Below are 25,098 nucleotides of genomic sequence, written 5' to 3'. Positions count from 1 at the left end.
CGCCATGCAAAATATCTATCTCGGAATTGTGCTGGCGCCGCTGTTTGGAGCCATCATCGCCGGTCTGTTCGGCCGCAAGATCGGGCGCGCCGGCGCGCATTGGGTCACCATCATCGGGGTGGCTATTTCCTTTCTGCTGTCGCTGGTGGTGCTGCGCCATCATGTGCTCAACGGCGCGGAGCCGTACAACGGTTCGGTCTACACCTGGATGATGATCGAGGGCATCCGCCTGGAAGTCGGTTTCCTGGTCGACAATCTGACGGCGGTGATGATTTCGACCGTCACCTTCGTGTCGTTGATGGTGCACGTCTACACCATCGGCTACATGCACGACGATGACGGCTACCAGCGCTTTTTCAGCTACATCGCGCTGTTCACCTTCGCCATGCTGATGCTGGTGATGGCCAACAACTTCCTGCAACTATTTTTCGGTTGGGAAGCCGTAGGCTTGGTGTCTTATCTGTTGATCGGGTTTTGGTACCAGCGCGAGAGCGCGATCTTCGCCAACATGAAAGCCTTTCTGGTCAACCGGGTCGGCGATTTCGGCTTCCTGCTCGGCATCGCCGCCGTGCTGATGGCTTTCAACAGCCTGGATTACGCCGACGTGTTCGCCGCCGCTCCGCTGATGACGGGCGTGACCGTGCAGGTGATTCCCGGCTTGGATTGGTCGTTGCTGACCCTGATTTGCATTCTGCTGTTCATCGGCGCGATGGGTAAATCGGCGCAGGTGCCGCTGCACGTCTGGCTGCCGGATTCGATGGAAGGCCCCACGCCGATCTCGGCCTTGATCCACGCCGCGACCATGGTGACCGCCGGCATCTTCATGGTGGCGCGGATGTCGCCGCTATTCGAGCTGTCCGAAACCGCCTTGAGCTTCGTGCTGGTGATCGGCTCGATCACCGCGCTGTTCATGGGTTTTCTCGGCATCGTCCAAAACGACATCAAGCGGGTGGTGGCCTATTCCACGCTCTCGCAGCTCGGCTACATGACGGTGGCGCTGGGGGTGTCGGCTTATCCCGCCGCGATTTTCCACCTGATGACTCACGCTTTCTTCAAGGCGCTGCTGTTCCTGGGCGCGGGCTCGGTGATCATCGCCATGCATCACGAGCAGGATATCCGCAAGATGGGCGGGCTGTGGAAGTATATGCCCATCACTTGGTTCACCTTCCTGGTCGGCACGCTCGCTTTGATCGGCACGCCGGGCTTTTCCGGCTTCTATTCCAAGGACAGCATCCTGGAAGCGGTGCATTACTCGCATCTCGCCGGTTCTGGGTTCGCTTATTTTGCAGTGATGTTAGGTGTGTTCGTGACCTCGTTTTATTCGTTCCGGCTGTATTTTGTCGTGTTTCACGGCAAGGAGCGGATGGACCACCACACCAAGGAGCACCTGCACGAAACGCCGGCGGTGGTATGGGGGCCGCTGGTGTTGCTGGCGATTCCCTCGGTGGTGATCGGGGCGATGACCATGGAGCCGCTGTTGTTCGGCGACGGCTTCGGCAACAGCATCTTCATCGCGCCCGAACACAATGTGCTGGAACCTATTAGGGAAGAATTTCACGGCCCGATGAACTTCGCGTTGCACGGACTGACCGGGCTGCCGTTTATCTTGGTGTTGCTCGGCTTGGGAGCGGCTTTCTATCTGTATATCCTGAAACCGGAGTTGCCGGAGCGCATCCGCCAACGGATCGCGCCGATTTACGACATTCTGGACAACAAATACTACTTCGACAGCTTCTATCAGCGCTTTTTCGCCAAAGGCAGCCGCGAAACCGGCACAGTGCTGTGGAAGTACGGCGACGCCGGCTTGATCGACGGCGTCATGGTGAATGGAACGGCGCGTCTGGTCGGTTGGGTCGCGGCGGTGGCCCGGCACCTGCAAACGGGTTATTTGTACACCTATGCGTTCGCGATGATTATCGGTTTGTTGATCCTGCTGACGTGGTTCGTCGCCCGCTAACCTGGAAGAAGAAAAACCATGCTGTCGGAACTGCCCTTGCTGAGTCTTGTCATCTGGTTTCCCATCCTCGGCGGCATCGCGGTGCTGTTCATCGGCGACGACAGCCCCGCGCGCGCCAGGACGATGGCGCTGACCGTTGCCATTACGGCATTTTTGCTGAGCATCCCGCTGTACACCGCCTTCGACAACGCGACCGCGGCGATGCAATTCCAGGAGTTTGTGGCCTGGATTCCAGCGTTCAACGCCAACTATCATCTGGGAGTCGACGGCTTTTCGATGCCGCTGATTCTGCTCACCGCCTTCATGACCGTGCTGGTGGTGATCGCCGGTTGGGAAGTGATCCAGTACCGCGTCGCCCAGTACATGGCGGCGTTTCTGATCATGGAAGGACTGATGATCGGCGTGTTCGCCGCGCTGGACGCGCTGTTGTTCTACGTGTTCTTCGAGGCGATGCTGATCCCGATGTTTCTCATCATCGGCATCTGGGGCGGACCGCGCCGGGTTTACGCCACCCTCAAGTTCTTTTTGTATACCTTCTTCGGCTCGGTGTTCATGCTGATCGCGCTGATCTACATGTACAACCAAGCCAACAGCTTCGAGATTCTGGATTTTCACAAGCTGCCGCTCACCATGACCGAGCAGGTGTTGATCTTCTTCGCCTTCCTGCTCGGCTTTTCGGTCAAGGTGCCGATGTGGCCGGTGCATACTTGGTTGCCGGACGCTCACGTCGAAGCGCCGACCGGCGGTTCGGTGATTTTGGCGGCGATCACCTTGAAGATCGGCGGTTACGGTTTTCTGCGGTTCGCCTTGCCGATCACCCCGGACGCCTCGGCCATGCTCGATTGGTTGATCATCACCCTGTCGCTGGTGGCGGTGGTCTACATCGGGCTGGTGGCGCTGATCCAGCAGGATATGAAAAAGCTGATCGCCTATTCTTCCATCGCCCACATGGGTTTCGTCACCCTGGGCTTTTTCATCGTGTTCGGGCTGCACCGCCATACCGGTAGCCTGAGCGGGGCGGCGATGGCCGTCGAGGGCGGCATGGTGCAGATGGTGTCGCACGGCTTCATCTCAGGCGCGCTGTTCCTGTGCGTGGGCGTGCTGTACGACCGGGTGCATTCCCGCCAGATCAAAGATTACGGCGGAGTGGTCAACACCATGCCGGTGTTCGCCGCGTTCATGGTGCTGTTCGGCATGGCGAACTCCGGCTTGCCCGGCACTTCGGGCTTTGTGGGCGAGTTCATGGTGATTCTAAGCAGCTTCAAGGCCAGCTTCTGGATCGCTTTTCTGGCGTCCTTCACCCTGATTCTGGGAGCGGCCTATACGTTGTGGTTGATCAAGCGGGTGATCTTTGGCGAGATCGGCAACCAGCATGTCGCCGAACTTCAGGATGTCAACAATCGCGAGATCGTCATGCTGAGTTTGCTGGCGGCGGCGGTGTTGTTGCTCGGCCTCTGGCCCGATCCGCTGACCTCGGTGATGCACGCCACGGCGGACAACTTGCTGCACCACATCACCGCGACCAAGCTGCTGTAAAGAGCTCCGACGCCGAGACGAACCAGACAATAGGGAAACCCCATGAACTTCGTCGCTCCTGATTTCACGCCGGTCGTGCCGGAACTGTTCGTATTGCTCATGACCTGCGCGGTCTTGGTCATCGACGTGTTTCTGGAACAGCGGCAGCGGCATATCACTTACGGGTTGGCGCAATTGACCCTGCTGGGAGCGGCCGTGCTGACCTTGTTGACGTACGCGCACGCGCCGACGATCACCATGTTCGGCCATTACATCAAGGACGCGATGGGCGATCTGCTCAAATTTTTCATCTGTGTGGCGTCCGCCGTGGCCTTTCTGTACTCGCGCGACTATTTGCGGCAACGCGATCTGTTCAAGGGTGAATACTACGTGTTGGGGCTGTTTGGCGTGTTGGGCATGATGATCATGGTGTCGGCCCACAGCCTGCTCAGCGTGTACCTGGGTCTGGAATTGTTGTCGCTGTCGCTGTATGCGCTGGTGGCGATCGACCGGGATTCGCCGGTGGCTTCCGAGGCCGCCATGAAGTATTTCGTGCTGGGATCGCTCGCCTCCGGCATGTTGCTGTACGGTATTTCGATGGTCTATGGGGCGACCGGCAGCGTGGATCTTCAGGTGATCGCCGATGCGGTCGCCAAGCAGGGTCGGGACAATCTGGTGCTGGTATTCGGCTTGGTGTTCCTGGTGGTCGGGCTGGCGTTCAAGCTGGGTGCCGTGCCGTTTCACATGTGGCTGCCCGATGTCTACCAAGGCGCGCCGACCCCGGTCACTTTGTACATCGGTTCCGCGCCCAAGCTGGCGGCTTTTGCCTTGATAATGCGAGTGCTGGTGGACGGGCTGGGCAACCTGCAAGGCGACTGGCAGCAAATGCTGATCATTTTATCGGTGCTGTCGATGGCGGTCGGCAATGTGGTCGCGGTGGCCCAGACCAACATCAAGCGAATGCTCGCTTATTCGACGATTTCTCACGTCGGTTTCCTGCTGCTCGGCATTTTGGCCGGGACGCCGGAAGGCTACGCGGCGGCGATGTTCTACGCCATCATCTACGTGCTGATGGCGGCCGGCGCTTTCGGCATGGTGATTTTGCTGAGTCGGGCAGGCTTCGAGGCCGAGCAGATCAGCGACTTCAACGGTTTGAACGATCGTAGCCCCTGGCTGGCTTTCCTGATGCTGGCGGTGATGATGTCGATGGCCGGCATTCCGTTCATGGCCGGTTTTTACGCCAAGTGGGTGGTCTTGCAGTCCGTCGTCGAAATCGGTCTGGTTTGGTTGGCCCTGGTCGGGGTGCTGTTCTCGGTCATCGGTGCGTTTTACTATCTGCGGGTGGTCAAATGCATGTATTTCGACAAATCCGAACAAAGCGAATCCATTGAAATCAGCCAGGATGTCAAAGTCGCGATCAGCGCCAACGGGTTGTTATTGATCGTGTTGGGCTTGTATCCCACCGCGCTGATGACGTGGTGCACTGCGGCATTGTTGAGCTGATTGGTAAGCAACGCGGTGTCTCAGAACCTCGTTATCGGTCTATGGCTGGTGTTGGCCGCGCTCGCGGCCAATCTGCCTTTGCTGAGCGAACGCTGGTTGTTTGTTTTCTTGCGGCCGGAACGACTCAAGCCCTTCTGGCTGCGACTAGTCGAATGGGGAGTTCTGTACGGATTGCTGGTGGCTATGGGCTTCGGTTTCGAATATAAGGTCACCGGCAACCATCAGGCGCAGGATTGGGAGTTTTATACGGTGACCTTGTGCCTGTTCGCGGTCGCCGCCTTGCCGGGTTTCATCTATCGCTATCAACTGCGGCACCTTTTGGTGTCGGCTGGCCGCTGACCAGATTTTTGACGCATCCAAACGGTATGGCGGCGGAGAGAGCTGACCGCTCATTCTTGCTCGACCTGCCGGGCCACTAGTTTTTGCTGGACTTGCCGCGCGCTTTCTTGTTTTGGAAAAGCGGCCACCAAGAATCCGACCGGATACAAAATGCCAAAATCCTTTGTCTCGAACGGATCAGGAATCTTATTGCCCGAAGATTCTGGGTTCATGATTTTCCCTCGCTGCAATATCAGTCCGATCTACCCTCTATGACCTGCGGTCCATTAACTCATTCAAAAGTGAGAGAAATTTTTTAGAAAAAAGTGTTAGGTGGCTTTGCCTGCCGCCTGATCCGCGCCCCTAAGCACCGTTTTGCTGCACTGCAATATCAATCCCGCTATAATGCTGTCTACCTGAAGCCCACCGCCTGGAACGGTCATGTCGAAACAGCATCCGATCATTGCGATTACCGGCTCGTCCGGAGCCGGCACCTCGACGGTTCGGGTGGCGGTGGAGCATATTTTCTGGCGGGATGGCATCAACGCCGCGATTGTGGAGGGCGACAGCTTTCACCGTTACGACCGATTGGAAATGCAGCGCCAGATCGAGCAGGCGCATTTGGAAGGCCGCAATCTCAGCCACTTCGGCCCCGAAGGCAACCTGTTCGACCGCCTGGAGTCCTTGTTTATGGAATACGGCGAACACGGCACTGGATTGCGGCGCAGTTACCTGCACGATTGGGAAGAAGCCCACCGTTTCGGCCAGCAGCCCGGTACCTTCACGCCGTGGGCGCAGTTGCCGGCGGAAACCGATTTGCTGTTTTATGAGGGTTTGCACGGCGGAGTGGTAACCGATAAGGTCAACGTCGCCCGCTATGTCGATTTATTGATCGGGGTGGTGCCGATCGTCAATCTGGAATGGATTCAAAAAGTTCACCGCGATACCGCCGAGCGCGGCTACAGCGCGGAGGCGGTCACCGACACCATCCTGCGGCGGATGTACGATTACACCCATTACATCGTGCCGCAATTTTCCTGCACCGACATCAATTTCCAGCGGGTGCCGACGGTGGATACCTCCAACCCCTTCATGGCGCGCGACATCCCGACCCTGGATGAAAGCTTCGTGGTGATCCGTTTCACGGACACCCGCAAGACGCAACCGGATTTTGTCAATTTATTGCACATGATCCACGATTCGTTTATGTCTCGCCGCAACACCATTGTGGTGCCGGGCGGCAAGATGGGCTTCGCCATGGAAATCATCTTGCAGCCGCTGATCGAACGGCTGGTCCGGCGGGAATTGTGACATTACGGCGCTATCATCCTGTCAGCCGGACGGCGCGGCGCGATGTGGCGCCGGTACGGTAATGATGGCGATTCCCGCCAAGGTCAATATCCCGCCGAGGATCAGCTTCCAGGTCAATACGTCGCCCCACAGCAGCACGCCGAAGGCGACCGCCAGCACCGGCGACAGCAACAGCAGAGGCGTGACCACGCCGACCGGATAACGGCCGAGTAGGAAGTAGACGATGCCGTGGCCGATCAGGGAAGCGGCCAGGGCGGAATAGACGGGCGTCGCCAATTCCCGCAGCGTTGCGGAACGCACGGCCGCCCATTGGCCGTCTTCAAACAGCAGGGACAGCGCTGCCAACGCCGGCGTGGCGCACAGCGCGATCCAGCCTTGCAGGGCGAACACGCCGACGCCTTGCAAGCGGCGCATCTGAATCGTGGCGACCGCCATCGCCAGCGCGCCGGCGGTAATCAGCAGCAGAGCGTCGAGGTGATTGAAGACCAGCGGGTCCAATCCGATCACCAAAACACCGCCGAACGCCGACGCCATGCCGAACAGCCGACGCCGACCGAGCCGCTCGCCCAGGAATACGACCGCCAGCAAGGTGGAAAAGGGCACATACAACTGACTGGCGATGGCGACCGACGCGATATCACCGCTGGCTTTGAGGCCGGCGAAAATCAAGCTGAAATGAATCACGCCCTGAACCAGGGCGATGCCCAGCACCCCGCCCATCCGGCCCGGCAGCCAGCGCAGGAACGGCAGCAGCACCAGCAGCAGGACGGCAAAGCGCAAGCTGGTGAACAGAAACGGTTGAAAGTGGCTGACGCCGGCTTTGCCGACGATAAAATTGAAAGCCCATGCGGTGTTGGCCAACAGCACCAGCAGCAGATCGCCGGGCTTCATGCCGGTCGCGGGTCGGCGGCGCGATCAAGTGCTTTCAGACCTCCTCCTGTTGCCACCAAGCCTGCAAGGCATGCAGAAAGCGGGCGTCCAGCGCGGATTCGGGTTCTGCGGGGAGCGCGCCGGCCCAACACCACTGCTCTTGCAGCAGTCGGGGATCATCGAGCCCCTCGCCTTTCGAGGCCGCGCTCGCCAGTGAAGCGGACAACCGGGCGACTTGATACTGCATCCGCTGTTGGGCGCATTCGGGCGGTGAGTCCACGCCCGCCGCGATTTCCATGCAGATGCACCAAATCTGTTTGCGTTCAAGATTCCGTTCCAGGCGGGCAATCAAGTAGCTCGCTTGTTCCGGCGCGTCGGTCAGAGCCCGAATCGCGGCGTCGAAGCGCTGTTGGATCGGTTCCAACAATGCCTCCGGCAGTGCCGGTAAGCCCTCCCAACTCTTGCGATCCTGTTCGAGCATACCGGCATCGACCGGCGCCAGCGCGAGCAACCGTTCCAAACGGGCGCACAACCGAGACCGCGCGTGCAGTTGCTTGAAGGTTTCTCGACTGCCGGTCTGGCGCAAAAACCGTTCGTGGCGGGTAAATTGCCGGATGGCGGTTTCGAAGCGCTGGCTCAGCGCGCGTTGTTCGGATTTGGGGGTGGTTCCAATGGCTTCCCATTCGTGCTGGGCGGCTTGCAACCGGGCCTGGGCCGCCACCAGTTGGTCGTGGTCGATGGTGGCCAGCGCTTCAATTTCCTCGCACAGTTCTTGGCGGCGCGCCAGATTGCTTTGCCGTTCGGTGTCGGCGGCCTGCTGTTCGAGCTGGCGGCGGGCGAACACCGCGTCGCAGGCGGCGCGAAATTCCTTCCACAGCGCCTGTTCCTGACGAGGAAACGCTTGCACGGTCGGGTGCCATTCGCCCTGGGCGCGCTTGGCGGCTTCGATGGCGGCGCGCAGGTCGGGATTGTCGATCATGGCCTGAATGTGTTGGATCAGTTGCTGGCGGCGCGTGACTTCACGCTCGCGTTCGACGCCGAGGCGCGCATCGAGCCGTTGCAGGATTTGCTGGAAGCGGCGATCCAGAGTCTTGCGGTCGGAACGGTTGACCGGTCCCAGTTTGAACCAATTTTCCCGAGCGCGGTGACACAAGCGGTCGGCCTCGCGCCAGTCTACTTGTTGCCAGTCGGTGGCGGTTTCGAACTGTTCCAGTTGCTCGCACAGCGCCAGCTTCTTTTCCATGTTGTGCTGGCGTTCGCGGCTCTGCGCCTCAAAATGGGCCTGACAGGGGGCGTAGGCGCGTTCGCAGGCGTCATTGAAGCGTTTCCAGAGGACTTTGGGCGCGGCGCCTTCGTGGTGATCCAAATCTTTCCAGGCCGCGCGGGTTTGCTGGATGCGTTGGGCGATCTCGGTGGGTTCGGCTTCCAGACCGATCAACTTTTCGGCGGCGATGCAGAGTTGTTCGCGGGCTTGATGGGTCCCCCAACGCCGCCAGTCGCGCAGCTCGCCGATACGGCCGGCACAATGCTGCAAGCGTTCCTCGACGGTGGCCATTTGCGCGCGGGTCAGCCCGATGTTGTGCCTCAGCCGCTGGCGGGTCTGCTCTTGCAGGTGGGTGGCTTGTTGGAGTTCGCCTTCTTCGAGCGCCACCTCAAGCTGGCTGGCCAGATCCTGGAGTTCCTGCCATTCCTGATCCCGCTGTTGGACTTGCCGTTGCAGGCGGGCGCGCAGCTTGTCGAACAGAGCGTCGAGCCGGTTTTGCAGTTGGCTGGCCAACTCGCGGGACTCGGGACGTTCCAGACCGTCCCACCGTTGCCGCAGCTGCTTTAAGTCGAGTTCGCGTACTTCGCTGGGTTGTTCCAGCAGGGCTTCGGCTTGTCCTAAAACCTCACGCAGGCGTTCGGCGCGAACCTGGTTCCGGTGCAGGCTGCGCTCCCGTTCCTGGATGTCGTGGCTCAGTTGCTGGAATCGCCCGTCCAGGCGGCGGCTCTCGGCATCGTGCGCCGGGCCGAGTTGGCTCCAGGCGGCCGGTGCGTCGTGCGTGGCCTGGTGGATGGCGGCGGTGAGCTCGGTGGTGAGTTGCAACTCCTGGCGCAGCCGATCCAGCAAGGTCTCCAACGTGGCGATCAGCTCTAGCCGCTGGCTCCGGCGGCTGGCGCTGGCTTGGCGTTCGGCCAGGAAGCGGGCGCGGCTTGCCGCGTAGCGTGCCCGCAGCTCGGCCGGCGCGACCGCTTCATGCTGGCGCCATTCCTGCTCCAGCTTCGGAAACCGGCCCGCGTTGGACCCACTTTCACCATCCCACAACAACTGCTCCATTTCAGCGCACAACCGCTCCAGCTGGGTGGTGAGCGCCTGTGCGGCATTCAGGGCATCCATGCGCTCCCGAGCGCGTCGGTAGAGCCGCTTGTCGCGGTTGCGGCTTTGGCGAACGACCCGATCGAGTAAAACGGGATCGTGCACTCGTTCCAATGCGGCCATCCGCAGATCCTGATGGGGGTTTTGCAAAGTGATCTCGACCAGCGTCGCTTCCAAATCAATCCGCTCCAGCGCCGCCAGCCGCAGTTCCGGCTCCGCGGCCTGCTGGAGCAGGAAGTCTCGCAGTTCGGGGTTTGGATCGCGGCGAAAACGTTCGAGCCGCTCGGCGAGCGGCGGACCGTTGTCGATCTTACCGGCCAGCAAATCCCAGTGACGGCTCCGGGCGGTCGTGCGAACGCCTTCATCGGTATCGGTGTCGATGCTACCTTGCAGGACATCGAGATCGACCAGTCGCTCCAGCGCGGCGCGCCGGACCGACGGTTCGAGATCTTGCCGGGCCAGTTCGATTAATTTGGGATCAGCCTGATCCAATTCCCGCAGCGCTTTTTGCCGGGTCGCGGAATCAGTGTGTTGCCACTTAGGCTTGAGGAAGCGGCTTAAGATCATGGGATGATCGGTCTGATTTTGGGTAGGGGTGAGGCTCGTTCGGCGGACTGTGGCAGTCCGGCCAAATCAGGAATTCCGTCGGCTACTTTATCATAGCCACACGCTTGCGGGAGCTTTGCTGGCGAGGGTATTACGGTGCTGGCACCTTCGACCGCGCGCCGCCTGTTTGCAGGCCGTTCAATGGTCCAATGCTTTGTGTCGTCCGACTCACGATCTGGAGACTCCGAAATGCTCGACCTGACCGACTCTTCGCTGCTGCGGCAGCACTGCTTTATCGACGGCCAATGGCGCGACGGCGCGGCCAAGATCGAAGTGACCAACCCGGCTAACGGCGAGTTGCTGGCGACGGTACCCAAGTTCGGAGCGGCGGAAACGCGCGAGGCCATCGAAGCCGCCGCGCGGGCCTGGCCGGCCTGGCGGGCGAAAACGGCCAAGGAACGCGCGGCGCTGCTGCGTCAATGGTTCGAGCTGATCATGGCCAACCAAGAGGATCTGGCGCGGCTCATGACCGCCGAGCAGGGCAAACCGCTGGCCGAATCGCGCGGCGAAATCGCCTATGCCGGCTCGTTCATCGAATGGTTTGCCGAGGAAGGCAAGCGCCTTTACGGCGACACCATCCCCGCGCCGGTGGCCAGCCAGCGCATCGTGGTCATCAAGGAGCCGATCGGCGTGTGCGCGGCGATCACCCCGTGGAATTTTCCGGCGGCGATGATCGCCCGCAAGGCCGGGCCGGCGCTCGCCGCCGGCTGCACCATGGTGGTCAAACCGGCCTCGCAAACGCCGCTGTCGGCGCTGGCGCTGGCCGCGCTGGCCGAACGGGCCGGGATTCCACCCGGCGTGCTGTCAGTCGTGACCGGCTCGGCCGGCGAGATCGGCGCCGAACTGTGCACCCACCCCAGCGTGCGCAAGCTGACTTTCACCGGCTCCACCGAAATCGGCCGGGTGCTGATGGCGCAGACCGCCTCCACCGTCAAGAAAGTGTCGATGGAACTCGGCGGCAACGCGCCGTTCATCGTGTTCGACGACGCCGATTTGGACGCGGCGGTCGAGGGCGCTTTGATCTCAAAATACCGCAATGCCGGCCAGACCTGCGTCTGCGCCAACCGGCTGTACGCGCAGGCGAAGGTCTACGACGCATTTGCCGAGAAACTAGTCGCGGCGGTCAAGACGCTCAACGTCGGCGACGGCAGCGCCGAGGGCGTGCGCATCGGCCCGCTGATCGACGACAAGGCGGTGCGAAAAGTGGAAGAGCACATCAGTGATGCCACCGCCAGGGGCGCGCGCGTATTGACCGGGGGCAGGCGGCACGCCTTGGGTGGTTCGTTCTTCGAGCCGACCGTGCTGGCCGACGTGACCCGCGACATGCGGGTGGCGCGCGAGGAGACCTTCGGCCCGCTGGCGCCACTGTTTCGCTTCGAGACCGAGGATGAGGTAGTGGCCATGGCTAACGACACCGAATTCGGTTTGGCCAGTTATTTCTACGCCCGCGATGTGGGCCGGGTCTGGCGGGTGGCCGAGCGGCTCGAATACGGCATGGTCGGCGTCAACACCGGCTTGATTTCCAACGAGGTCGCGCCCTTCGGTGGCGTCAAGCAATCGGGGATCGGCCGCGAGGGTTCGCACTACGGCATCGAAGATTATCTGGTCATCAAATACATCAATATGGCCGGGATTTAAAGCCTGGACAGCGGCGACGTTACCCAGTGGGCTGAGGCATCCTTTGGGATTCCAGCGGGCGGCTACCCGTGCGGCAAGCGTCGGACGCAGCCGGAAAGACGTGGGCCCATTGGGTTTTGTGGGTGGGCCTGGAGCAGGCGCGGAATGCCAAGCCGGAGGCGGCGTGTGGTTTGGTAGGCGAAAAAAATCCCGTTGCCCGAGTCCGGCGCAACGGGATTTTTGGAAGGAGAATCAACGCCCCATCGGCTCGATCCTGACGCGGGCTACACCGCTGGTATTCATGGCCAATCTGGTGGCGGCGGCGCGCGAGAGATCGATCACTCGGCCTCCTATATAGGGGCCACGGTCATTGATTGTCACATCGACCTTCCGGCCGTTGGTGAGGTTGGTCACTCTCGCTCTGGTCCCGAGCGGTAAGCTTCGGTGAGCCGCCGTCAGACTGTTTTGATTGAAGCGGACCCCGCTGGCGGTTTTTTTGCCGTGAAAACCAGGCCCATACCAAGACGCTTTACCCACTTGGGCGCCTCGCGCGCCGGCGTATTGGGGAGCGGCGAACGCTAACGCCAAGGCAGCCATCATCAAGACCCGAGAGAAGCGCCTCGGCCCCTTGCGCGGTCGTGAGTTATCGATGTGATCTAAATTCATACTTACCTCTACTTGATTCTTTCGGATGGAAAATCCGGGTTGCCCGGCAACCAACGCTTTCCAAGTCCGATCAAAAGAAAATAGGAGCTAAGGGATTTTTGTCTAATATATTGATTTTTATTGAATTATCCGATTCCATCGAATTAATATTTATCTTTAAAAATCAATAAATTAATTAAATTGCTCTCAGTTTACAGCTTTTTCAAAGCTATCATTTAAATTTAAATATATCAATCAATATGTTGAAAATAAGTGTGATTCGTCTCGGGAACGATCATGAAAATCAGCAGGTTAGCTTTTTGCTTTAATTCCTGGCGAACCCGTCCAAAATAGGCTAGGGAAGCGACCGGTCATGGATGAGGGTTTTTGAAAGGAAAAGCAGCGGACGACGCTAGCGCCGATGCGCGATTCAGGGTCGCGGACCAGATATTCCGATGGCCGCGACACATCGTGCGAGGGTCGCTGGGTTAAAAGGGGCGCTGGATTTCAGGCGGGTCGGACGGAGCGGGGCGCGTCCGGCCGGCGGCGTACCCGGACGATGGGAGCCGCCGCGGATCGGTGGATCGGGCGGCTCCCTATTTGACGGCGGGGTCAGGCGTTGAGGTCGGGAATGACTTTGCTTTCAAGATGGGCGATCATGTCCTTGAGCATCAACTTGCGCTTTTTCAGGCGTTTCAGTTCCAGTTCGTCAACCAAAGGGTCCTTTGCCAGACGGTTGATGACATCGTCAAGGTCGCGGTGCTCGACGCGCAGCTCGACGAGCCGATGTTTGTAATGTTCGATATCGCTGGTCTCCATGGTGAGCTCTCCTGAAGTTGGGTAATCCGATAGGGCGATGGTCGGAAACGGGCGAGTTTCCGTGGGGCGAAGTGAACGGTGTTCCTAACCGGGAGTCTAGTCTCCAGATCGGCGTCCGGCAAGCTGGGAAATAGGGCGCGAATCGTCCGAATTTCCACTAAAGTTTACCGCCGCGACAAGGCGTTCCAAGGGGCTGGCGATGACGGTGGCGTTTAAAAAACAACAAGTGAATTTCAACAAGCTGCAAAAGCGGTTGCGGCGCAATGTCGGCCGGGCGATTCAGGATTTCAACATGATCGAGGACGGCGACCGCATCATGGTCTGTCTGTCCGGCGGCAAGGATTCTTTCGCCATGCTCGATATCCTGCGCAACCTGCAACTGCGCGCGCCGGTGCGCTTTGAGTTGATCGCGGTCAATCTCGATCAGAAACAGCCGGGCTTTCCCAAACAGGTGCTGCCGGACTATTTGCGAGGTATCGGCATCCCGTTTCACATCATCGAGCAAGATACTTACAGCGTCGTCAAGCGGGTCATCCCGGAGGGAAAAACCACCTGTGGGTTGTGCTCGCGGTTGCGGCGGGGTGTGCTGTATAGCTTCGCGGCCGAACGCGGCATGACCAAAATTGCGCTGGGCCACCACCGCGACGACATCATGGAAACCCTGTTTCTGAATCTGTTTCACGGCGGCAAGCTCAAGGCGATGCCGCCCAAGCTGCTCAGCGACGACGGCCGGCACGTGGTGATCCGCCCGCTCGCTTACTGCCAGGAAAGCGATCTGCAAGCCTATGCGGAGATCCGCCAGTTTCCGATCATTCCTTGCAACTTGTGCGGTTCGCAGGACAACCTGCAACGGCAAGCCATCAAACTGATGTTGCGGCAGTGGGAGCGGCAGTTTCCGGGGCGGGTGGAAAACATCTTCGCGGCGCTGCAAAACGTGGCGCCCTCGCATCTGGCCGATACCGCGCTGTTCGATTTCGCCGGGCTGGGGGCACACAATGGCGGACAGTCGCCGGACTGGCTGATCGGCGGGCGGGAGGATGCGGAGGATGCGGGGGATGCGGCCGATGAGCGGCCAGCGATAGCGTTAGCTGGAATCGGTCAGTGACAGCAACGAGGTGTTGCCGCCCGCCGCTGCGGTGTTGATGCTTGTTACCCGCTCGTGCAGCAATCGGTAAAGCGGATAGCGGCCGATGCCCGATCCGGCGGTGATGGTGGGTATCAGCGGGCCCTCCTGGGCGGCGATGCGCTGGCGAAGCTCCGCTAAGGCGCGCCGGTCGCCGTCGAACAGGATGGCGTCTGGCTTCGCCGCCTTGCCGGTCGGTAGGCGCTTGATCGCTGCCTGAACGTCCGCCGGCAGCCGGGCCATCATGGTGGCTGTTGCAGAAGGACCGGCGAGCACTGGGGTGTTTCCGGTCGCTAGCACAGCCGCCAGTTGTTCGAGCGAGGCGCCTTCGCTGGCTGCTTGGCAGAGCACCTCGCCGCGCGGCGCGAAGTAGAGGGTGTTCTCCTCGCCGGTGGGGCCGGGCAGCGCGGTGCGGCAGCAGAGCGGCGTGGCGGTGGCGTATTCGGCGCAGGCCAAGGCCAGATCGCGCAGTCCTTGACGATGGCTCCAGGCGGTCAGCGCCTCAAAGGCGGCCAGCCGTGGGTCCGCTTCGACATCCCGTTGCAGGCCGAGCGTTTCCAGTGCGGGATTGGCGAGTTCCAACAGGCGCGGCAAATAGAAAGGGCCGCCAGCTTTGGGGCCGGTGCCGGATCGGCCTTCACCACCGAAGGGCTGGACCCCGACCACGGCCCCGATCATATTGCGGTTGATGTAGAGGTTGCCGGCCTTGATCCGGCTCACCAGCCGGCGGATGGTCTCGTCGATCCGGCTGTGCGCGCCGAAAGTAAGGCCGTAACCGGTCGCGTTGATGGCGTCCACCATCTCATCCAGGCGCTCGCTGGAATAACGCAGGACATGCACGATGGGGCCGAATACTTCCCGCTGAAGCCCGTCCAATCGGTCGATTTCGACGAGTGTCGGCGGCACGAAGGTTCCGCCGGCGCAAGCGGCCGGCAGCTCGCACTGGTGGATCGCATGGCCGGCTTTCGCCATGGCGGCAATGTGCTCGTCAAGGCTGTGTTTGGCCGCCGCGTCGATGACCGGGCCGATATCGGTGGCGAGTTCGGCGGGGTTGCCGATCTTCAGTTCTCGCAGGGCGGCGCGCAGTAAAGTCAGCAAGTGATCGGCGATATCGTCTTGCAGGCAGAGCACGCGCAGCGCCGAGCAGCGCTGGCCGGCGCTGTCGAAGCCGGAAGCGATCACATCCTGCACCACTTGTTCCGCCAGGGCTGAGGAGTCCACGATCATCGCATTTTGGCCGCCGGTCTCGGCGATCAGCCGGGTCTCCGGTAGTTCGGGGTCGCGAGCGGCCAGCGCGCGGTCGATCCGTTGGGCGACCTCCAGCGAGCCGGTGAAGATGACGCCGCGCACCCGCGCATCCTGAGTCAGCGCCGCGCCGACGGTCTCACCCCGACCAGGCAGGAGTTGTAAGGCGGCGGGCGGGATGCCGGCCTCATGCAGCCAGCGCACGGCTTGGGCGGCGATCAGCGGGGTTTGCTCGGCCGGCTTGGCCAGCACCGGGCTGCCGGCCGCCAGTGCGGCGGCGACCTGACCGATAAAAATGGCTAGCGGAAAATTCCAGGGACTGATGCACGCCACCACGCCCGGCGCTCGATTGGCGGCATCCGCCAAACGCTCGGCTTGCAGAGCGTAATAGCGGCAGAAATCCACGGCCTCTCGAATTTCCGCCACGGCGTTGGACCAGGTTTTACCCGCTTCCCGAACGCACAGGCTGATGAGTTCGGGGCGATGGGTTTCCAGCAGATAGGCGGTCCGACGCAACAAACGCGCCCGCTCGGCGGGCGGGTGCTGGTGCCAGGTTTCGGCGTAGCCGGCGGCGGTTGCCAGCGCGCGCTCGATATCGGCCGGCGACGCTTCCCGCACCGTGCCGACCGCATCGCCATGATCGGCGGGGTTGAGGATCGTGCTCTCGACTTCGCCTTCGCCCTCACCGTCAGCGAGGAGCGGCCCGGCTTGCCAGCGCGCGTCTTTCAGCCGTTCCAGACCGGCGGACAATTGCTCCAGAACGCGGTCGTTGGCGAGATCCAGTCCGGCCGAATTGAGGCGCTCGTCGCCGTAGAGGTTGCCGGGCAGCGGAATGGCGGGATGGGGCGCGCCGGCGGTTTTTAGAGCCAAAGCCAGGGGATCGACCACCAAGTCCTCGATCGGTACGCTCTCATCGACCAGCCGATTGACGAAGGAGCTGTTAGCGCCATTTTCCAAGAGCCGCCGCACCAGATAGGGCAACAAGGTTTCATGGCGGCCGACCGGAGCGTAGATGCGACAGCGGACGCCAGGTGGATCGCCGTCCACCACGTTGTCGTACAAGGTTTCACCCATGCCGTGCAGGCATTGGAACTCATAGTCGGTGACGCCGAGATCGGCGGCCATCCGTTCGACCGCCGCCAGCGTATGAGCGTTGTGGGTCGCGAATTGCGGGTAGATCAGATCGGCGGCGGCCAGCAAGCGGCGGGCGCCGACCAGATAGCAAAGATCGGTGTGGGGCTTGCGGGTATAGACCGGATAACCTTCCAACCCATCGACTTGCGCGCGCTTGATTTCGCTGTCCCAATAAGCACCTTTGACCAGACGCACCATCAGGCGGCGGCCGCTGGCGCGAGCGAGCGCAATCAAGTGCTCGATCAGCGGCAAGGCGCGCTTCTGATACGCTTGAACCGCAATCGCCAAGCCGTCCCAGCCACTCAACTCAGGCGCGAACGCCAAGCGGTCGAGCAAATCCTGGGACAGTTCCAGGCGATCCGCTTCTTCGGAGTCGATGTTGAAACCGATGTCATAAGTGCGGGCCTGCGTCGCCAGCGCCAGAAGGCGCGGGTACAGTTCGGCCAGCACCCGCTCCCGCTGGGCGCGGCTGTAACGGGGGTGCAAGGCCGACAGCTTGACCGAAATACCCGACCCTCGAAACACTCCCTGGCCGGCGGAGCGGCCAATGGCGTGGATGGCTTGCTGGTAGGCGCGGAAATAGCGCTCGGCGTCCGCGTCGGTCAGCGCCGCTTCGCCCAGCATATCGAAGGAGTGGCTGTAACCTTTGCGGATGTTCTCCTGGCTGCGAGCCAGGGCGGCTTCGATGGTTTCGCCCATGACGAACTGCTGGCCCAGCAAGGTCATGGCGAATTCGACCCCGAGTCGGATCAACGGCTCGCCGCCACGGGCGATCAGCCGGGTCAGCGCGTTACCGAGCGAGGCTTCCCGGCGGGTGGCCACCAGCCGGCCGGTGATCATCAGACCCCAGGTCGCGGCGTTGACGAACAACGACTCGCTGTGGCCCAGGTGCGAGCGCCAGTCGCCCGTGCTGATCTTGTCGCGGATCAGCCGATCGACCGTGGCGTCGTCGGGAATGCGCAACAGCGCCTCGGCCAAACACATCAGCGCGATGCCTTCCTGGCTGGACAGGGAAAATTCGTGCATCAGGTTGTCCACCCCGCTCGCACCCTGGCGCTGGTGGCGGACGGCGGCGACCAAGTGAGTGGCGCGCGCCGCGACGGCGGCCGAATCGGGCGCGATGGCTTGCATCTCTTGCACCAGGTCGGCGACGCAAGCCGCTTCATCGGCGCGATAAGCGTGAGTGATCGCCGCGCGGCTGGCGGCCAGAGCGACGCGAGGATCGGCGTGGTTCATCCCAAGGCACCCTTTTTAGTGAAACCTGCACGGCAAGTTTGGCGCTTTTTCGGCCGGGCTGCTATTGTTGCGCTATTAAAACAGCGCCGGCTCTATCTGAGAAAACCCGCCGGCTTTCCGCCAAACGAGGAGCTCGCATCATGAAACAGAAACTGTTGGCAGTGGCCGCGGCGTTGGGGCTGGCCCTGAGCGTTACCGCCGGACAGGCGGCCGATACCGTCAAGATCGGCTTGATGGCGCCCCTGACCGGTTCGTGGGCCAGCGAAGGTCAGGGCATGAAAAAAATCGTCGACCTGCTGGCCGAGCAGCAAAACGCCAAGGGCGGCATGTTGGGCAAGAAAATCGAGGTCGTGACCGAGGACGACGGCGGCGACCCGCGCACCGCCTCGCTGGCCGCGCAGCGCTTGACCACGCAGGGCGTCGCGGCGGTCGTCGGCACCTACGGCTCATCGGTCACCGAAGCCAGTCAAACGATCTACGACGAAGCCGGCATCCCGCAAATCGCCAACGGTTCCACCGCCATCCGCCTGACCGAAAAAAGCTTCAAGCGCTTCTTCCGCACCGCGCCGCGCGACGACGAACAGGGCCGGATGGCGGCGCAGACCATCGGCAAGCTGGGTTTCAAGAAAGTCGCCATCCTGCACGACAGCACCTCCTACGCCAAGGGCTTGGCGGACGAAGCCAACGCCCTGCTGAAAAAGAAGGGAACGGAGGTGGTGTTCTTCGATGCGCTGACGCCCGGCGAACGCGACTATACGACCATCCTGACCAAGCTCAAGGGCGCCAATCCCGAGGTGGTGCTGTTCACCGGCTATTTTCCCGAAGCCGGTTTGCTGTTGCGGCAAAAGAAAGACATGAACTGGAAGGTGCCGTTCATCGGCGGCGACGCCACCAATAACGCCGATCTGGTCAAGATCGCCGGTAAGGAAGCGGCCGAAGGCTACTATTTCCTCAGCCCGCCGCAACCGCAGGATCTGGACACGGCGGACGCCAAGAACTTCCTGACCGACTATCAAAAGAAATATAACGAATTGCCACCCTCGATCTGGGCGGTGCTGGCGGGTGACGGCTTCCGGGTGCTGGTGGCCGGCATCGCGGGCGCCAAATCCACCGACGGCGACAAGATCGCCGGCTATCTGCACAAGGATCTCAAGAATTTCTCCGGCTTGAGCGGCCCGATTTCCTTCGATGCCAAGGGTGACCGCGAAGGTGAGGTCTACCGGGTTTACAAGGTGGGCGGCGACGGGAAATTCGTGTTGCAGAAACTCTAAAACGACAGGCGGCTCGCGCCAAAAGGAGCGAGCCGCCACGTCTTCGCTACAGGCCAGCCGGCCTTCCTTCCCTTCAGCCTGAATCCCGATCTCCGTGGAAGAATTTTTCCAGCAGTTGACCAACGGCCTGGCCGTGGGCGGCATCTACGCCCTGATCGCCTTGGGCTACACCATGGTCTATGGCGTGCTCAAGCTCATCAATTTCGCCCACGGCGATCTGTTTACTTACGGCGCTTATCTCGGGCTGACCCTGCTGACCTCGTTGGCCTTGACCGACCGGCTGGGCTTCGCGATGGGCGTATTGGTGCTGGCGCTGATGGTGATGGGTCTGGTGGCGGTGCTGGGCGCGATCCTGGAGCGGGCCGCCTATCGGCCCCTGCGGCAATCGCCCCGGCTGTCGGCGGTGGTGTCGGCGCTGGGGGCATCGATTTTTTTGCAAAACACCCTGATGCTGATTTACGGCCCCCGCTTTCAGGTCTATCCCGACAATATCCTGCCCGCCGCGACGCTGAATATTTTCGGTTTGTACCTGCCGCTGATGCGGGTGCTGATCGTGCTGGTTTCGGTGTTGATGATGGTGGGGCTTTACCTGTTCATCCAGAAAACCAAGATCGGCACGGCGATCCGCGCCGCCGCCATCGATCAGGACGCGGCGCGCTTGATGGGCATCGACGTAAATCGGGTCATCATGTTGGTGTTTCTGGTGGGGCCGGCGTTGGGTGGCGCGGCCGGGCTGATGGTGGGTTTGTACTACGGCCAGATCAATTTCACCATGGGCTGGATTTACGGGATGAAAGCCTTTACCGCCGCGATTCTGGGCGGTATCGGCAACATTCCCGGCGCGATGGTGGGCGGTTTGCTATTGGGGGTGATCGAGGCGCTCGGCGCGGCCTATATCTCGATCGCCTGGAAGGACGCAATCGCCTTCTGTGTGTTGATTCTCATCCTGATCGTCCGGCCGACCGGATTGCTGGGCGAACGGGTGGCGGACAAGGTATGAAGCCGCGCGTCGATGTGTTGGGAGCGGGGCTGTTCGCCGCGGCGATGGCTGTCGCGCCGCTATTCCTCAATGCCTATCAGGTCGATGTGCTCAACAGCATCGGTCTGTACGCGCTGCTGGCGCTCGGCTTGAACCTGATTTTGGGCGAGGCGGGGCTGTTCAACATGGGCCATGCCGCCTTTTATGCGATGGGGGCTTACACCGCCGCCATTCTCAACACCCGCTACCAGATTCCGATTCTGTGGACCTTGCCACTGAGCGGCGCGGCGGCTGGCGCGTTCGCGCTGGCGGTGGCGCGGCCGGTGGTGCATCTGCGCGGCGATTATCTGCTGATCGTCACCATCGGCGTCGGCGAAATCGTCCGTATCGCGCTGGTGAACGACGTGTTCGGCATCACCGGCGGAGCCAACGGCATCTTCGGCATCGGTCGGCCCCGGTTGTTCGGTTTGGTCATCCGCCGTCCCGAACAGTTCTTTTATCTGATTTGGGGTTTCGTGGCGCTGACCATTTTCCTGTTTCTGCGGCTCAAGCAGTCGCGGTTCGGGCGGGCGCTCAATTTTCTGCGGGAAGATGAGGTGGCGGCGGAAGGCAGCGGCATCAATACCGCGTATTACAAGCTGGTGGTGTTCGGGCTGGGCGCGGCCTGGGCGGGGATGGCCGGCACGCTGTTCGCCGCCAAGATGACGATCATCTCGCCGGAATCGTTCAGCTTTTGGGAGTCGGTGGTGCTGTTCATGATCGTGATTCTGGGCGGGGCCGGCAGCATTCCGGGCGTGTTGTTGGCGGCGTTCCTGGTGGTCGGCTTGCCGGAGCTGTTCCGGGAATTCGCCGGCGCGCGGATGCTGGTATTTGGCTTGGTGATGATGGTGATGATGGTGGTTAGGCCGCAAGGCTTGTGGCCGGCGCGGGGACGCCAGAAGTGGCTGGACGTGTCGGGTAAGGCGCTCGGGCCATGAAGGCGGCTGAGCCGATAATGGAGCGCGCGGAGCGGTCCCTGCTGACGTTGGGTGAGGTGACCAAATCCTTCGGCGGCCTGACGGCGGTCGACAGCGTGTCGTTCGCGGTCGAGGCCGGATCGGTGGTTGGGTTGATCGGTCCCAACGGGGCCGGCAAAACCACGGTGTTCAATCTCATCACCGGCCACTACCAACCGAATCACGGTGACATTCACTTTGCCGGCCAGCGGCTCAACGGCTTGCCCACGCACCGTATCATCATGTTGGGCATCGCCCGGACCTTTCAAAATATTCGTCTGTTCCAGCAGTTGAGCGCTTTGGAAAACGCGCTGGCCGGTTGCCATTATCGGATGCGCGGCGGGATTCTTGCCGGTATGCTCGGGTTTTTGCCGTACCAGCGTCGGGCGGAACAGGAAGCGGTCGAGCGGGCGGTCGGAGAGTTGGAATTCGTCGGCCTGAGCCAGAAAGTGGCGACGGTGGCCAAGAATCTGTCTTACGGCGACCAGCGGCGGCTGGAAATCGCCCGCGCGCTGGCGACGCAGCCGCGCTTGCTGATTCTGGACGAACCGGCTGGCGGCATGAACGAGCAGGAAACTGAGTCGCTGATCGGGCTGATCGAGCAGATCCGAGGTCGGGGCATCACGATTTTGCTGATCGAACACGACATGCGTTTGGTGATGCGCGCCTGCGATAAGTTGGTGGTGCTGGAGTACGGCGGCAAGATCGCCGAGGGTACGCCCGAACAGGTGCGCGCCGATCCCCGCGTGATCGAGGCGTATCTAGGGACCGAGGACGAAGTTTAGGGCCAGCGGATCGCGGCGCTGGGTGTCAAAATAACCAGCGCCCGTTTGATAGCCGAAGGGAGTTTCCGCCATGTCTATACCTGCCCAGAAATTCGCTACTTACGAAGATTTGCTGGGTCTGCCCGAGCATATCGTGGGCGAGATCATTCATGGCCAGTTGATCACGCATCCCCGCCCCGCGCCTAAACATGCCGCCGCGAGTACAGGGGTCGGTGGTCAGATTTATAACCCGTTCCAGCATGGACGGGGTGGGCCAGGAGGTTGGTGGATTCTGTTTGAGCCGGAGCTACATTTGGGTGCGCATGTACTGGTTCCCGATTTGGCTGGCTGGCGACGGGAGCGAATGCCGGTATTACCAGAGACCGCCTATTTCACCCTGCCGCCGGATTGGGTCTGCGAGGTGCTCTCGCCGAGCACGGCGCGGGTGGATCGCGCTGCTAAGATGCCGATTTACGCCGCGCAAGAAATTCCCTTTCTTTGGCTGATCGACCCGGATTTGCATACTTTAGAGGTATTTGTGTTGAACGAGGGCCGCTGGTCGTTGGAGCGCGTTTATCAAGAAGATGATCCGGTCAGTGCTCCGCCGTTTGGGGCTATAACTTTTTTGCTGGGTGATTTGTGGGTCTGAAGCAGGTTTTAGTCGCTGCTTAGAAGGGTTGCGGCAAGCTGCGGTGCTGTGGTGTTCGGTGTAATAATGTAGCGAAATAAATTGATATTAATCAGATAATTGATTCTGATTTTAGAAATTATATGTAGATACGAAGAGCCATAGAATCACTAGTTGTCGCGGACGCTTCGCGCCCGCGACAACGGGGCGGCGGATAAGCATCCGCGGCTTGCGCGGCGCGAAGCGCCGCACAACCACGCGGATCAAGCCGACTTCAGGCGAAAAAGCCTGCGGCTTTCTCGCCCTCGCGGCTTATCCGCCGCCCCGTTAGCGCTGAAGGGCATCGACGAATGAGCACGTTCTTCAAGAAACTCGCTGGCGAGCGTCCGCCGTATCCCTCGGATTGGCCGCCCCAGGACTACTTTGTCGAAGAGAAATCTGTGAAGGTCGCTGTTCAACTTGCCTTTTCTAACTTGCTCCAAAGCGGTGCTACTGAAACGGATGCTGATGTATTTCTGCGGGAGCATCCGGCCTTATTAACCCGGCAATTATTTAGCCGATAGTGGTATAGTGAGGGACATGAAAAAGATCGACGCACGTTGTTTGTCGCCGGAAGCGCAGGAGGAACGGCGCCGTCAGGCGCTGCGGCTGCGGGAAGACTTGCAGTGGAGCTGGAAGGAAATCGCGCGGGTGGTCGGGGTGCATATCAGCACGGTGATCGGGTGGGGCCAACGCTTTGGTCGGGACGGAGAAGCGGGCCTGAAATCGCGGCGGCGGGGACGGCGGTACTTGACGGGCCGGACGCTGACGTTGGCCCAAGAGTGGCGGGTGCGCTCGATTTTGGTGGACGAGACGCCGGGGCGACGGGGATTGCCGTTTGCGCTGTGGAACCGGCGGGCGGTCATGGAATTGATCGAAACGCTGTTTGGGGTGGCGATGCCGATTCGGACGGTGGGCGAGTATCTGTCGCGGTGGGGCTATAGCCCGCAACGACCCCTCAAGCGCGCCTTGGAACAACGGCCTGCCGAGGTGCAACGGTGGTTGGACGAGACTTACCCCTCGATTCTCGCGCGAGCGAAGGCGGAGAAAGCGGTGATTTACTGGGGCGATGAGACGGCCGTGGTGGAAGATGGCCATTGGGTGCGCGGTTATGCGCCTCAGGGGAAAACGCCGGTGCTTGCCACCTCCAGCCGCCGGTCTGGATTGGCGCTGGTGTCGGCCATCAGCAACCAAGGCCTCGTCCGGTTCCGCTTTATCGAGCAGGCCCTGAACGCGGCCTTGTTCCTCGAATTCCTCGGCCAGTTGATCGCCGACCAGCCCCAGAAAGTCTTTTTGATTCTGGACAACCTCAAAGTCCATCACGCGAAGCTCGTCACCGAGTGGGTCGGCGAACACGCCGAGCAAATCGAGCTAGTCTACTTGCCGCCCTATACCCCAGAGCGCAATCCCACCGAATACCTCAATCGCGATTTCAAAACCCAGTTGCGGTTATCGGCCCGTTCCTCCACGCCCCAGGCCTTGCGGCACAAAGCAAACGCCTTCCTCCAATTCCTCATCAATACCCCAGAGCGTATCATGACCTATTTCAATCACCCCGCCGTCCACTACGCCGCTTAATCGCCTATTTCATTGCTGGGTTAATAATTGGTCAATGCTTGAACTTCACGAACTTTGGGCATCACGGAATGTGGGTTATCCCTCAGAAACTAATCGATCCGGGAGGAGCAAACCCAAAGCGCAAGGGTCTCAAACCGGACTACATCTTCGGAGGAAAGAACTCTGATGGCTTCTTCTGGTGCGTCGCAGAGCTTAAAGGGCCACAGGACAAGCTTTTCAAGCGAGCCACGGATAATCGGAAAACCATATCATTTAGTGCGGTAGCTAATGAAGGAATTTGCCAGATCTTACAATACATGGATTACTGTATTTCCGCACAAAGTTATTTCAGAGATCATTTTGGACTAACAGATTTTCGGGAACCTCGTGGCTTTCTAATTCTCGGTCGAGAAGGGGAGTTTGAATCTGACTCTCAGCTACAAGAACTCAAGGCGGCGTGGAATAGAGTTTCTGGCGGAAGAATTATGATCCGAACTTATGATGCTCTCCTGAGAAGCAATAGTTCATGATGAGGTAAAGTTAAACATGGTTGGCAGAATGATAGCCAACCCCTCGGTCAACCAGATCGCCCGCGAGCTGCGCTTGCAGG

Annotated in this window: 21 protein-coding genes; 15 read left to right on the top strand and 6 right to left on the bottom strand. The window is 60.7% G+C overall.

Translation table 11 applies throughout. From position 1 onward, the window contains the following. Positions 1 to 4: 4 nt before the first annotated feature. From nuoL to IPK09_11190, 4 genes are read left to right on the top strand one after another with little or no spacing between them, the layout of a single operon-like run. Positions 5 to 1,957: an NADH-quinone oxidoreductase subunit L gene (gene nuoL / locus IPK09_11205; protein MBK7984183.1), complete on the top strand. Its 1,953-nt coding sequence runs from the start codon at positions 5 to 7 to the stop codon at positions 1,955 to 1,957. A gap of 18 nt (positions 1,958 to 1,975) precedes the next feature. Next, positions 1,976 to 3,493, top strand: a complete 1,518-nt coding sequence (locus IPK09_11200; protein MBK7984182.1) for an NADH-quinone oxidoreductase subunit M — start codon at positions 1,976 to 1,978, stop codon at positions 3,491 to 3,493. Positions 3,494 to 3,535: 42 nt separating this feature from the next. Then, on the top strand, positions 3,536 to 4,975 hold the full coding sequence (gene nuoN / locus IPK09_11195) for an NADH-quinone oxidoreductase subunit NuoN (protein ID MBK7984181.1): 1,440 nt from the start codon (positions 3,536 to 3,538) through the stop codon (positions 4,973 to 4,975). Positions 4,976 to 4,990: 15 nt separating this feature from the next. Next, positions 4,991 to 5,314, top strand: coding sequence for a DUF2818 family protein (locus tag IPK09_11190; GenBank protein ID MBK7984180.1), 324 nt, complete (start codon positions 4,991 to 4,993; stop codon positions 5,312 to 5,314). 50 nt (positions 5,315 to 5,364) lie between these two features. Here the strand turns inward: IPK09_11190 and IPK09_11185 are convergent, their stop codons facing one another. After that, positions 5,365 to 5,526, bottom strand: a complete 162-nt coding sequence (locus IPK09_11185) for a hypothetical protein (protein MBK7984179.1) — start codon at positions 5,524 to 5,526, stop codon at positions 5,365 to 5,367. A gap of 208 nt (positions 5,527 to 5,734) precedes the next feature. Between IPK09_11185 and IPK09_11180 the strand changes: the two genes are divergently transcribed. Next, positions 5,735 to 6,604, top strand: coding sequence for a phosphoribulokinase (locus IPK09_11180; protein MBK7984178.1), 870 nt, complete (start codon positions 5,735 to 5,737; stop codon positions 6,602 to 6,604). A gap of 21 nt (positions 6,605 to 6,625) precedes the next feature. On the opposite strand, the gene IPK09_11175 is transcribed toward IPK09_11180, so the two are convergent. Both IPK09_11175 and IPK09_11170 read right to left on the bottom strand, forming a co-directional pair. Then, positions 6,626 to 7,495: an EamA family transporter gene (locus IPK09_11175; protein MBK7984177.1), complete on the bottom strand. Its 870-nt coding sequence runs from the start codon at positions 7,493 to 7,495 to the stop codon at positions 6,626 to 6,628. Between the two features lie 34 nt (positions 7,496 to 7,529). Further along, positions 7,530 to 10,397, bottom strand: coding sequence for a DUF349 domain-containing protein (locus tag IPK09_11170; protein ID MBK7984176.1), 2,868 nt, complete (start codon positions 10,395 to 10,397; stop codon positions 7,530 to 7,532). A gap of 228 nt (positions 10,398 to 10,625) precedes the next feature. Between IPK09_11170 and gabD the strand changes: the two genes are divergently transcribed. After that, positions 10,626 to 12,074, top strand: a complete 1,449-nt coding sequence (gene gabD, locus IPK09_11165) for an NADP-dependent succinate-semialdehyde dehydrogenase (GenBank protein ID MBK7984175.1) — start codon at positions 10,626 to 10,628, stop codon at positions 12,072 to 12,074. Between the two features lie 231 nt (positions 12,075 to 12,305). Here the strand turns inward: gabD and IPK09_11160 are convergent, their stop codons facing one another. Together IPK09_11160 and IPK09_11155 are read right to left on the bottom strand one after the other, a co-directional pair. Then, entirely contained in the window at positions 12,306 to 12,719 is a 414-nt protein-coding gene (locus IPK09_11160) for a septal ring lytic transglycosylase RlpA family protein (protein ID MBK7984174.1), read from the bottom strand. Between the two features lie 591 nt (positions 12,720 to 13,310). After that, positions 13,311 to 13,517 carry a YdcH family protein gene (locus IPK09_11155; GenBank protein ID MBK7984173.1) on the bottom strand — a complete coding sequence of 69 codons (207 nt, stop codon included), beginning with the start codon at positions 13,515 to 13,517 and terminating at the stop codon, positions 13,311 to 13,313. A gap of 199 nt (positions 13,518 to 13,716) precedes the next feature. On the opposite strand from IPK09_11155, the gene ttcA reads away from it, so the two are divergent. After that, the gene (gene ttcA / locus IPK09_11150; protein ID MBK7984172.1) at positions 13,717 to 14,622 is read left to right on the top strand and encodes a tRNA 2-thiocytidine(32) synthetase TtcA; all 906 of its coding nucleotides are present in this window, start codon (positions 13,717 to 13,719) and stop codon (positions 14,620 to 14,622) included. On the opposite strand, the gene putA is transcribed toward ttcA, so the two are convergent. Further along, on the bottom strand, positions 14,602 to 18,255 hold the full coding sequence (gene putA, locus IPK09_11145) for a bifunctional proline dehydrogenase/L-glutamate gamma-semialdehyde dehydrogenase PutA (protein ID MBK7984171.1): 3,654 nt from the start codon (positions 18,253 to 18,255) through the stop codon (positions 14,602 to 14,604). The two genes, ttcA and putA, sit on opposite strands and share 21 nt — an antisense overlap. Positions 18,256 to 18,395: 140 nt before the next feature. Between putA and IPK09_11140 the strand changes: the two genes are divergently transcribed. From IPK09_11140 to IPK09_11105, 8 genes are all read left to right on the top strand, one after another. After that, complete coding sequence (locus IPK09_11140) at positions 18,396 to 19,526, top strand: branched-chain amino acid ABC transporter substrate-binding protein (GenBank protein ID MBK7984170.1); 1,131 nt, start codon at positions 18,396 to 18,398, stop codon at positions 19,524 to 19,526. 94 nt (positions 19,527 to 19,620) lie between these two features. Next, on the top strand, positions 19,621 to 20,526 hold the full coding sequence (locus tag IPK09_11135) for a branched-chain amino acid ABC transporter permease (GenBank protein MBK7984169.1): 906 nt from the start codon (positions 19,621 to 19,623) through the stop codon (positions 20,524 to 20,526). Beyond that, the gene (locus IPK09_11130) at positions 20,523 to 21,482 is read left to right on the top strand and encodes a branched-chain amino acid ABC transporter permease (GenBank protein MBK7984168.1); all 960 of its coding nucleotides are present in this window, start codon (positions 20,523 to 20,525) and stop codon (positions 21,480 to 21,482) included. The genes IPK09_11135 and IPK09_11130 overlap by 4 nt, the downstream gene beginning before the upstream one ends. 17 nt (positions 21,483 to 21,499) lie before the next feature. Continuing rightward, on the top strand, positions 21,500 to 22,285 hold the full coding sequence (locus IPK09_11125) for an ABC transporter ATP-binding protein (GenBank protein MBK7984167.1): 786 nt from the start codon (positions 21,500 to 21,502) through the stop codon (positions 22,283 to 22,285). Positions 22,286 to 22,355: 70 nt separating this feature from the next. Beyond that, complete coding sequence (locus tag IPK09_11120) at positions 22,356 to 22,913, top strand: Uma2 family endonuclease (protein MBK7984166.1); 558 nt, start codon at positions 22,356 to 22,358, stop codon at positions 22,911 to 22,913. A gap of 329 nt (positions 22,914 to 23,242) precedes the next feature. Continuing rightward, the gene (locus IPK09_11115) at positions 23,243 to 23,455 is read left to right on the top strand and encodes a hypothetical protein (GenBank protein ID MBK7984165.1); all 213 of its coding nucleotides are present in this window, start codon (positions 23,243 to 23,245) and stop codon (positions 23,453 to 23,455) included. A gap of 16 nt (positions 23,456 to 23,471) precedes the next feature. After that, positions 23,472 to 24,509, top strand: coding sequence for an IS630 family transposase (locus IPK09_11110; GenBank protein ID MBK7984164.1), 1,038 nt, complete (start codon positions 23,472 to 23,474; stop codon positions 24,507 to 24,509). 68 nt (positions 24,510 to 24,577) lie between these two features. Further along, positions 24,578 to 25,018 carry a DUF4263 domain-containing protein gene (locus IPK09_11105; GenBank protein MBK7984163.1) on the top strand — a complete coding sequence of 147 codons (441 nt, stop codon included), beginning with the start codon at positions 24,578 to 24,580 and terminating at the stop codon, positions 25,016 to 25,018. The last annotated feature ends 80 nt before the right edge of the window (positions 25,019 to 25,098 follow it).

Source organism: Candidatus Competibacteraceae bacterium, from assembly GCA_016713505.1.
GTDB lineage: Bacteria > Pseudomonadota > Gammaproteobacteria > Competibacterales > Competibacteraceae > Competibacter_A.
This window is presented reverse-complemented; position numbering and strand designations above follow the sequence as displayed.

Bases quoted from the DNA above. Each gene is read 5' to 3' on its own strand.
- nuoL (MBK7984183.1), top strand. From the start codon at position 5: ATGCAAAATATCTATCTCGGAATTGTGCTGGCGCCGCTGTTTGGAGCC.
- IPK09_11200 (MBK7984182.1), top strand. From the start codon at position 1,976: ATGCTGTCGGAACTGCCCTTGCTGAGTCTTGTCATCTGGTTTCCCATC.
- nuoN (MBK7984181.1), top strand. From the start codon at position 3,536: ATGAACTTCGTCGCTCCTGATTTCACGCCGGTCGTGCCGGAACTGTTC.
- IPK09_11185 (MBK7984179.1), bottom strand. From the start codon at position 5,526: ATGAACCCAGAATCTTCGGGCAATAAGATTCCTGATCCGTTCGAGACA.
- IPK09_11180 (MBK7984178.1), top strand. From the start codon at position 5,735: ATGTCGAAACAGCATCCGATCATTGCGATTACCGGCTCGTCCGGAGCC.
- IPK09_11175 (MBK7984177.1), bottom strand. From the start codon at position 7,495: ATGAAGCCCGGCGATCTGCTGCTGGTGCTGTTGGCCAACACCGCATGG.
- IPK09_11170 (MBK7984176.1), bottom strand. From the start codon at position 10,397: ATGATCTTAAGCCGCTTCCTCAAGCCTAAGTGGCAACACACTGATTCC.
- gabD (MBK7984175.1), top strand. From the start codon at position 10,626: ATGCTCGACCTGACCGACTCTTCGCTGCTGCGGCAGCACTGCTTTATC.
- IPK09_11160 (MBK7984174.1), bottom strand. From the start codon at position 12,719: ATGAATTTAGATCACATCGATAACTCACGACCGCGCAAGGGGCCGAGG.
- IPK09_11155 (MBK7984173.1), bottom strand. From the start codon at position 13,517: ATGGAGACCAGCGATATCGAACATTACAAACATCGGCTCGTCGAGCTG.
- ttcA (MBK7984172.1), top strand. From the start codon at position 13,717: ATGACGGTGGCGTTTAAAAAACAACAAGTGAATTTCAACAAGCTGCAA.
- putA (MBK7984171.1), bottom strand. From the start codon at position 18,255: ATGAACCACGCCGATCCTCGCGTCGCTCTGGCCGCCAGCCGCGCGGCG.
- IPK09_11140 (MBK7984170.1), top strand. From the start codon at position 18,396: ATGAAACAGAAACTGTTGGCAGTGGCCGCGGCGTTGGGGCTGGCCCTG.
- IPK09_11130 (MBK7984168.1), top strand. From the start codon at position 20,523: ATGAAGCCGCGCGTCGATGTGTTGGGAGCGGGGCTGTTCGCCGCGGCG.
- IPK09_11125 (MBK7984167.1), top strand. From the start codon at position 21,500: ATGGAGCGCGCGGAGCGGTCCCTGCTGACGTTGGGTGAGGTGACCAAA.
- IPK09_11120 (MBK7984166.1), top strand. From the start codon at position 22,356: ATGTCTATACCTGCCCAGAAATTCGCTACTTACGAAGATTTGCTGGGT.
- IPK09_11115 (MBK7984165.1), top strand. From the start codon at position 23,243: ATGAGCACGTTCTTCAAGAAACTCGCTGGCGAGCGTCCGCCGTATCCC.
- IPK09_11110 (MBK7984164.1), top strand. From the start codon at position 23,472: ATGAAAAAGATCGACGCACGTTGTTTGTCGCCGGAAGCGCAGGAGGAA.
- IPK09_11105 (MBK7984163.1), top strand. From the start codon at position 24,578: ATGTGGGTTATCCCTCAGAAACTAATCGATCCGGGAGGAGCAAACCCA.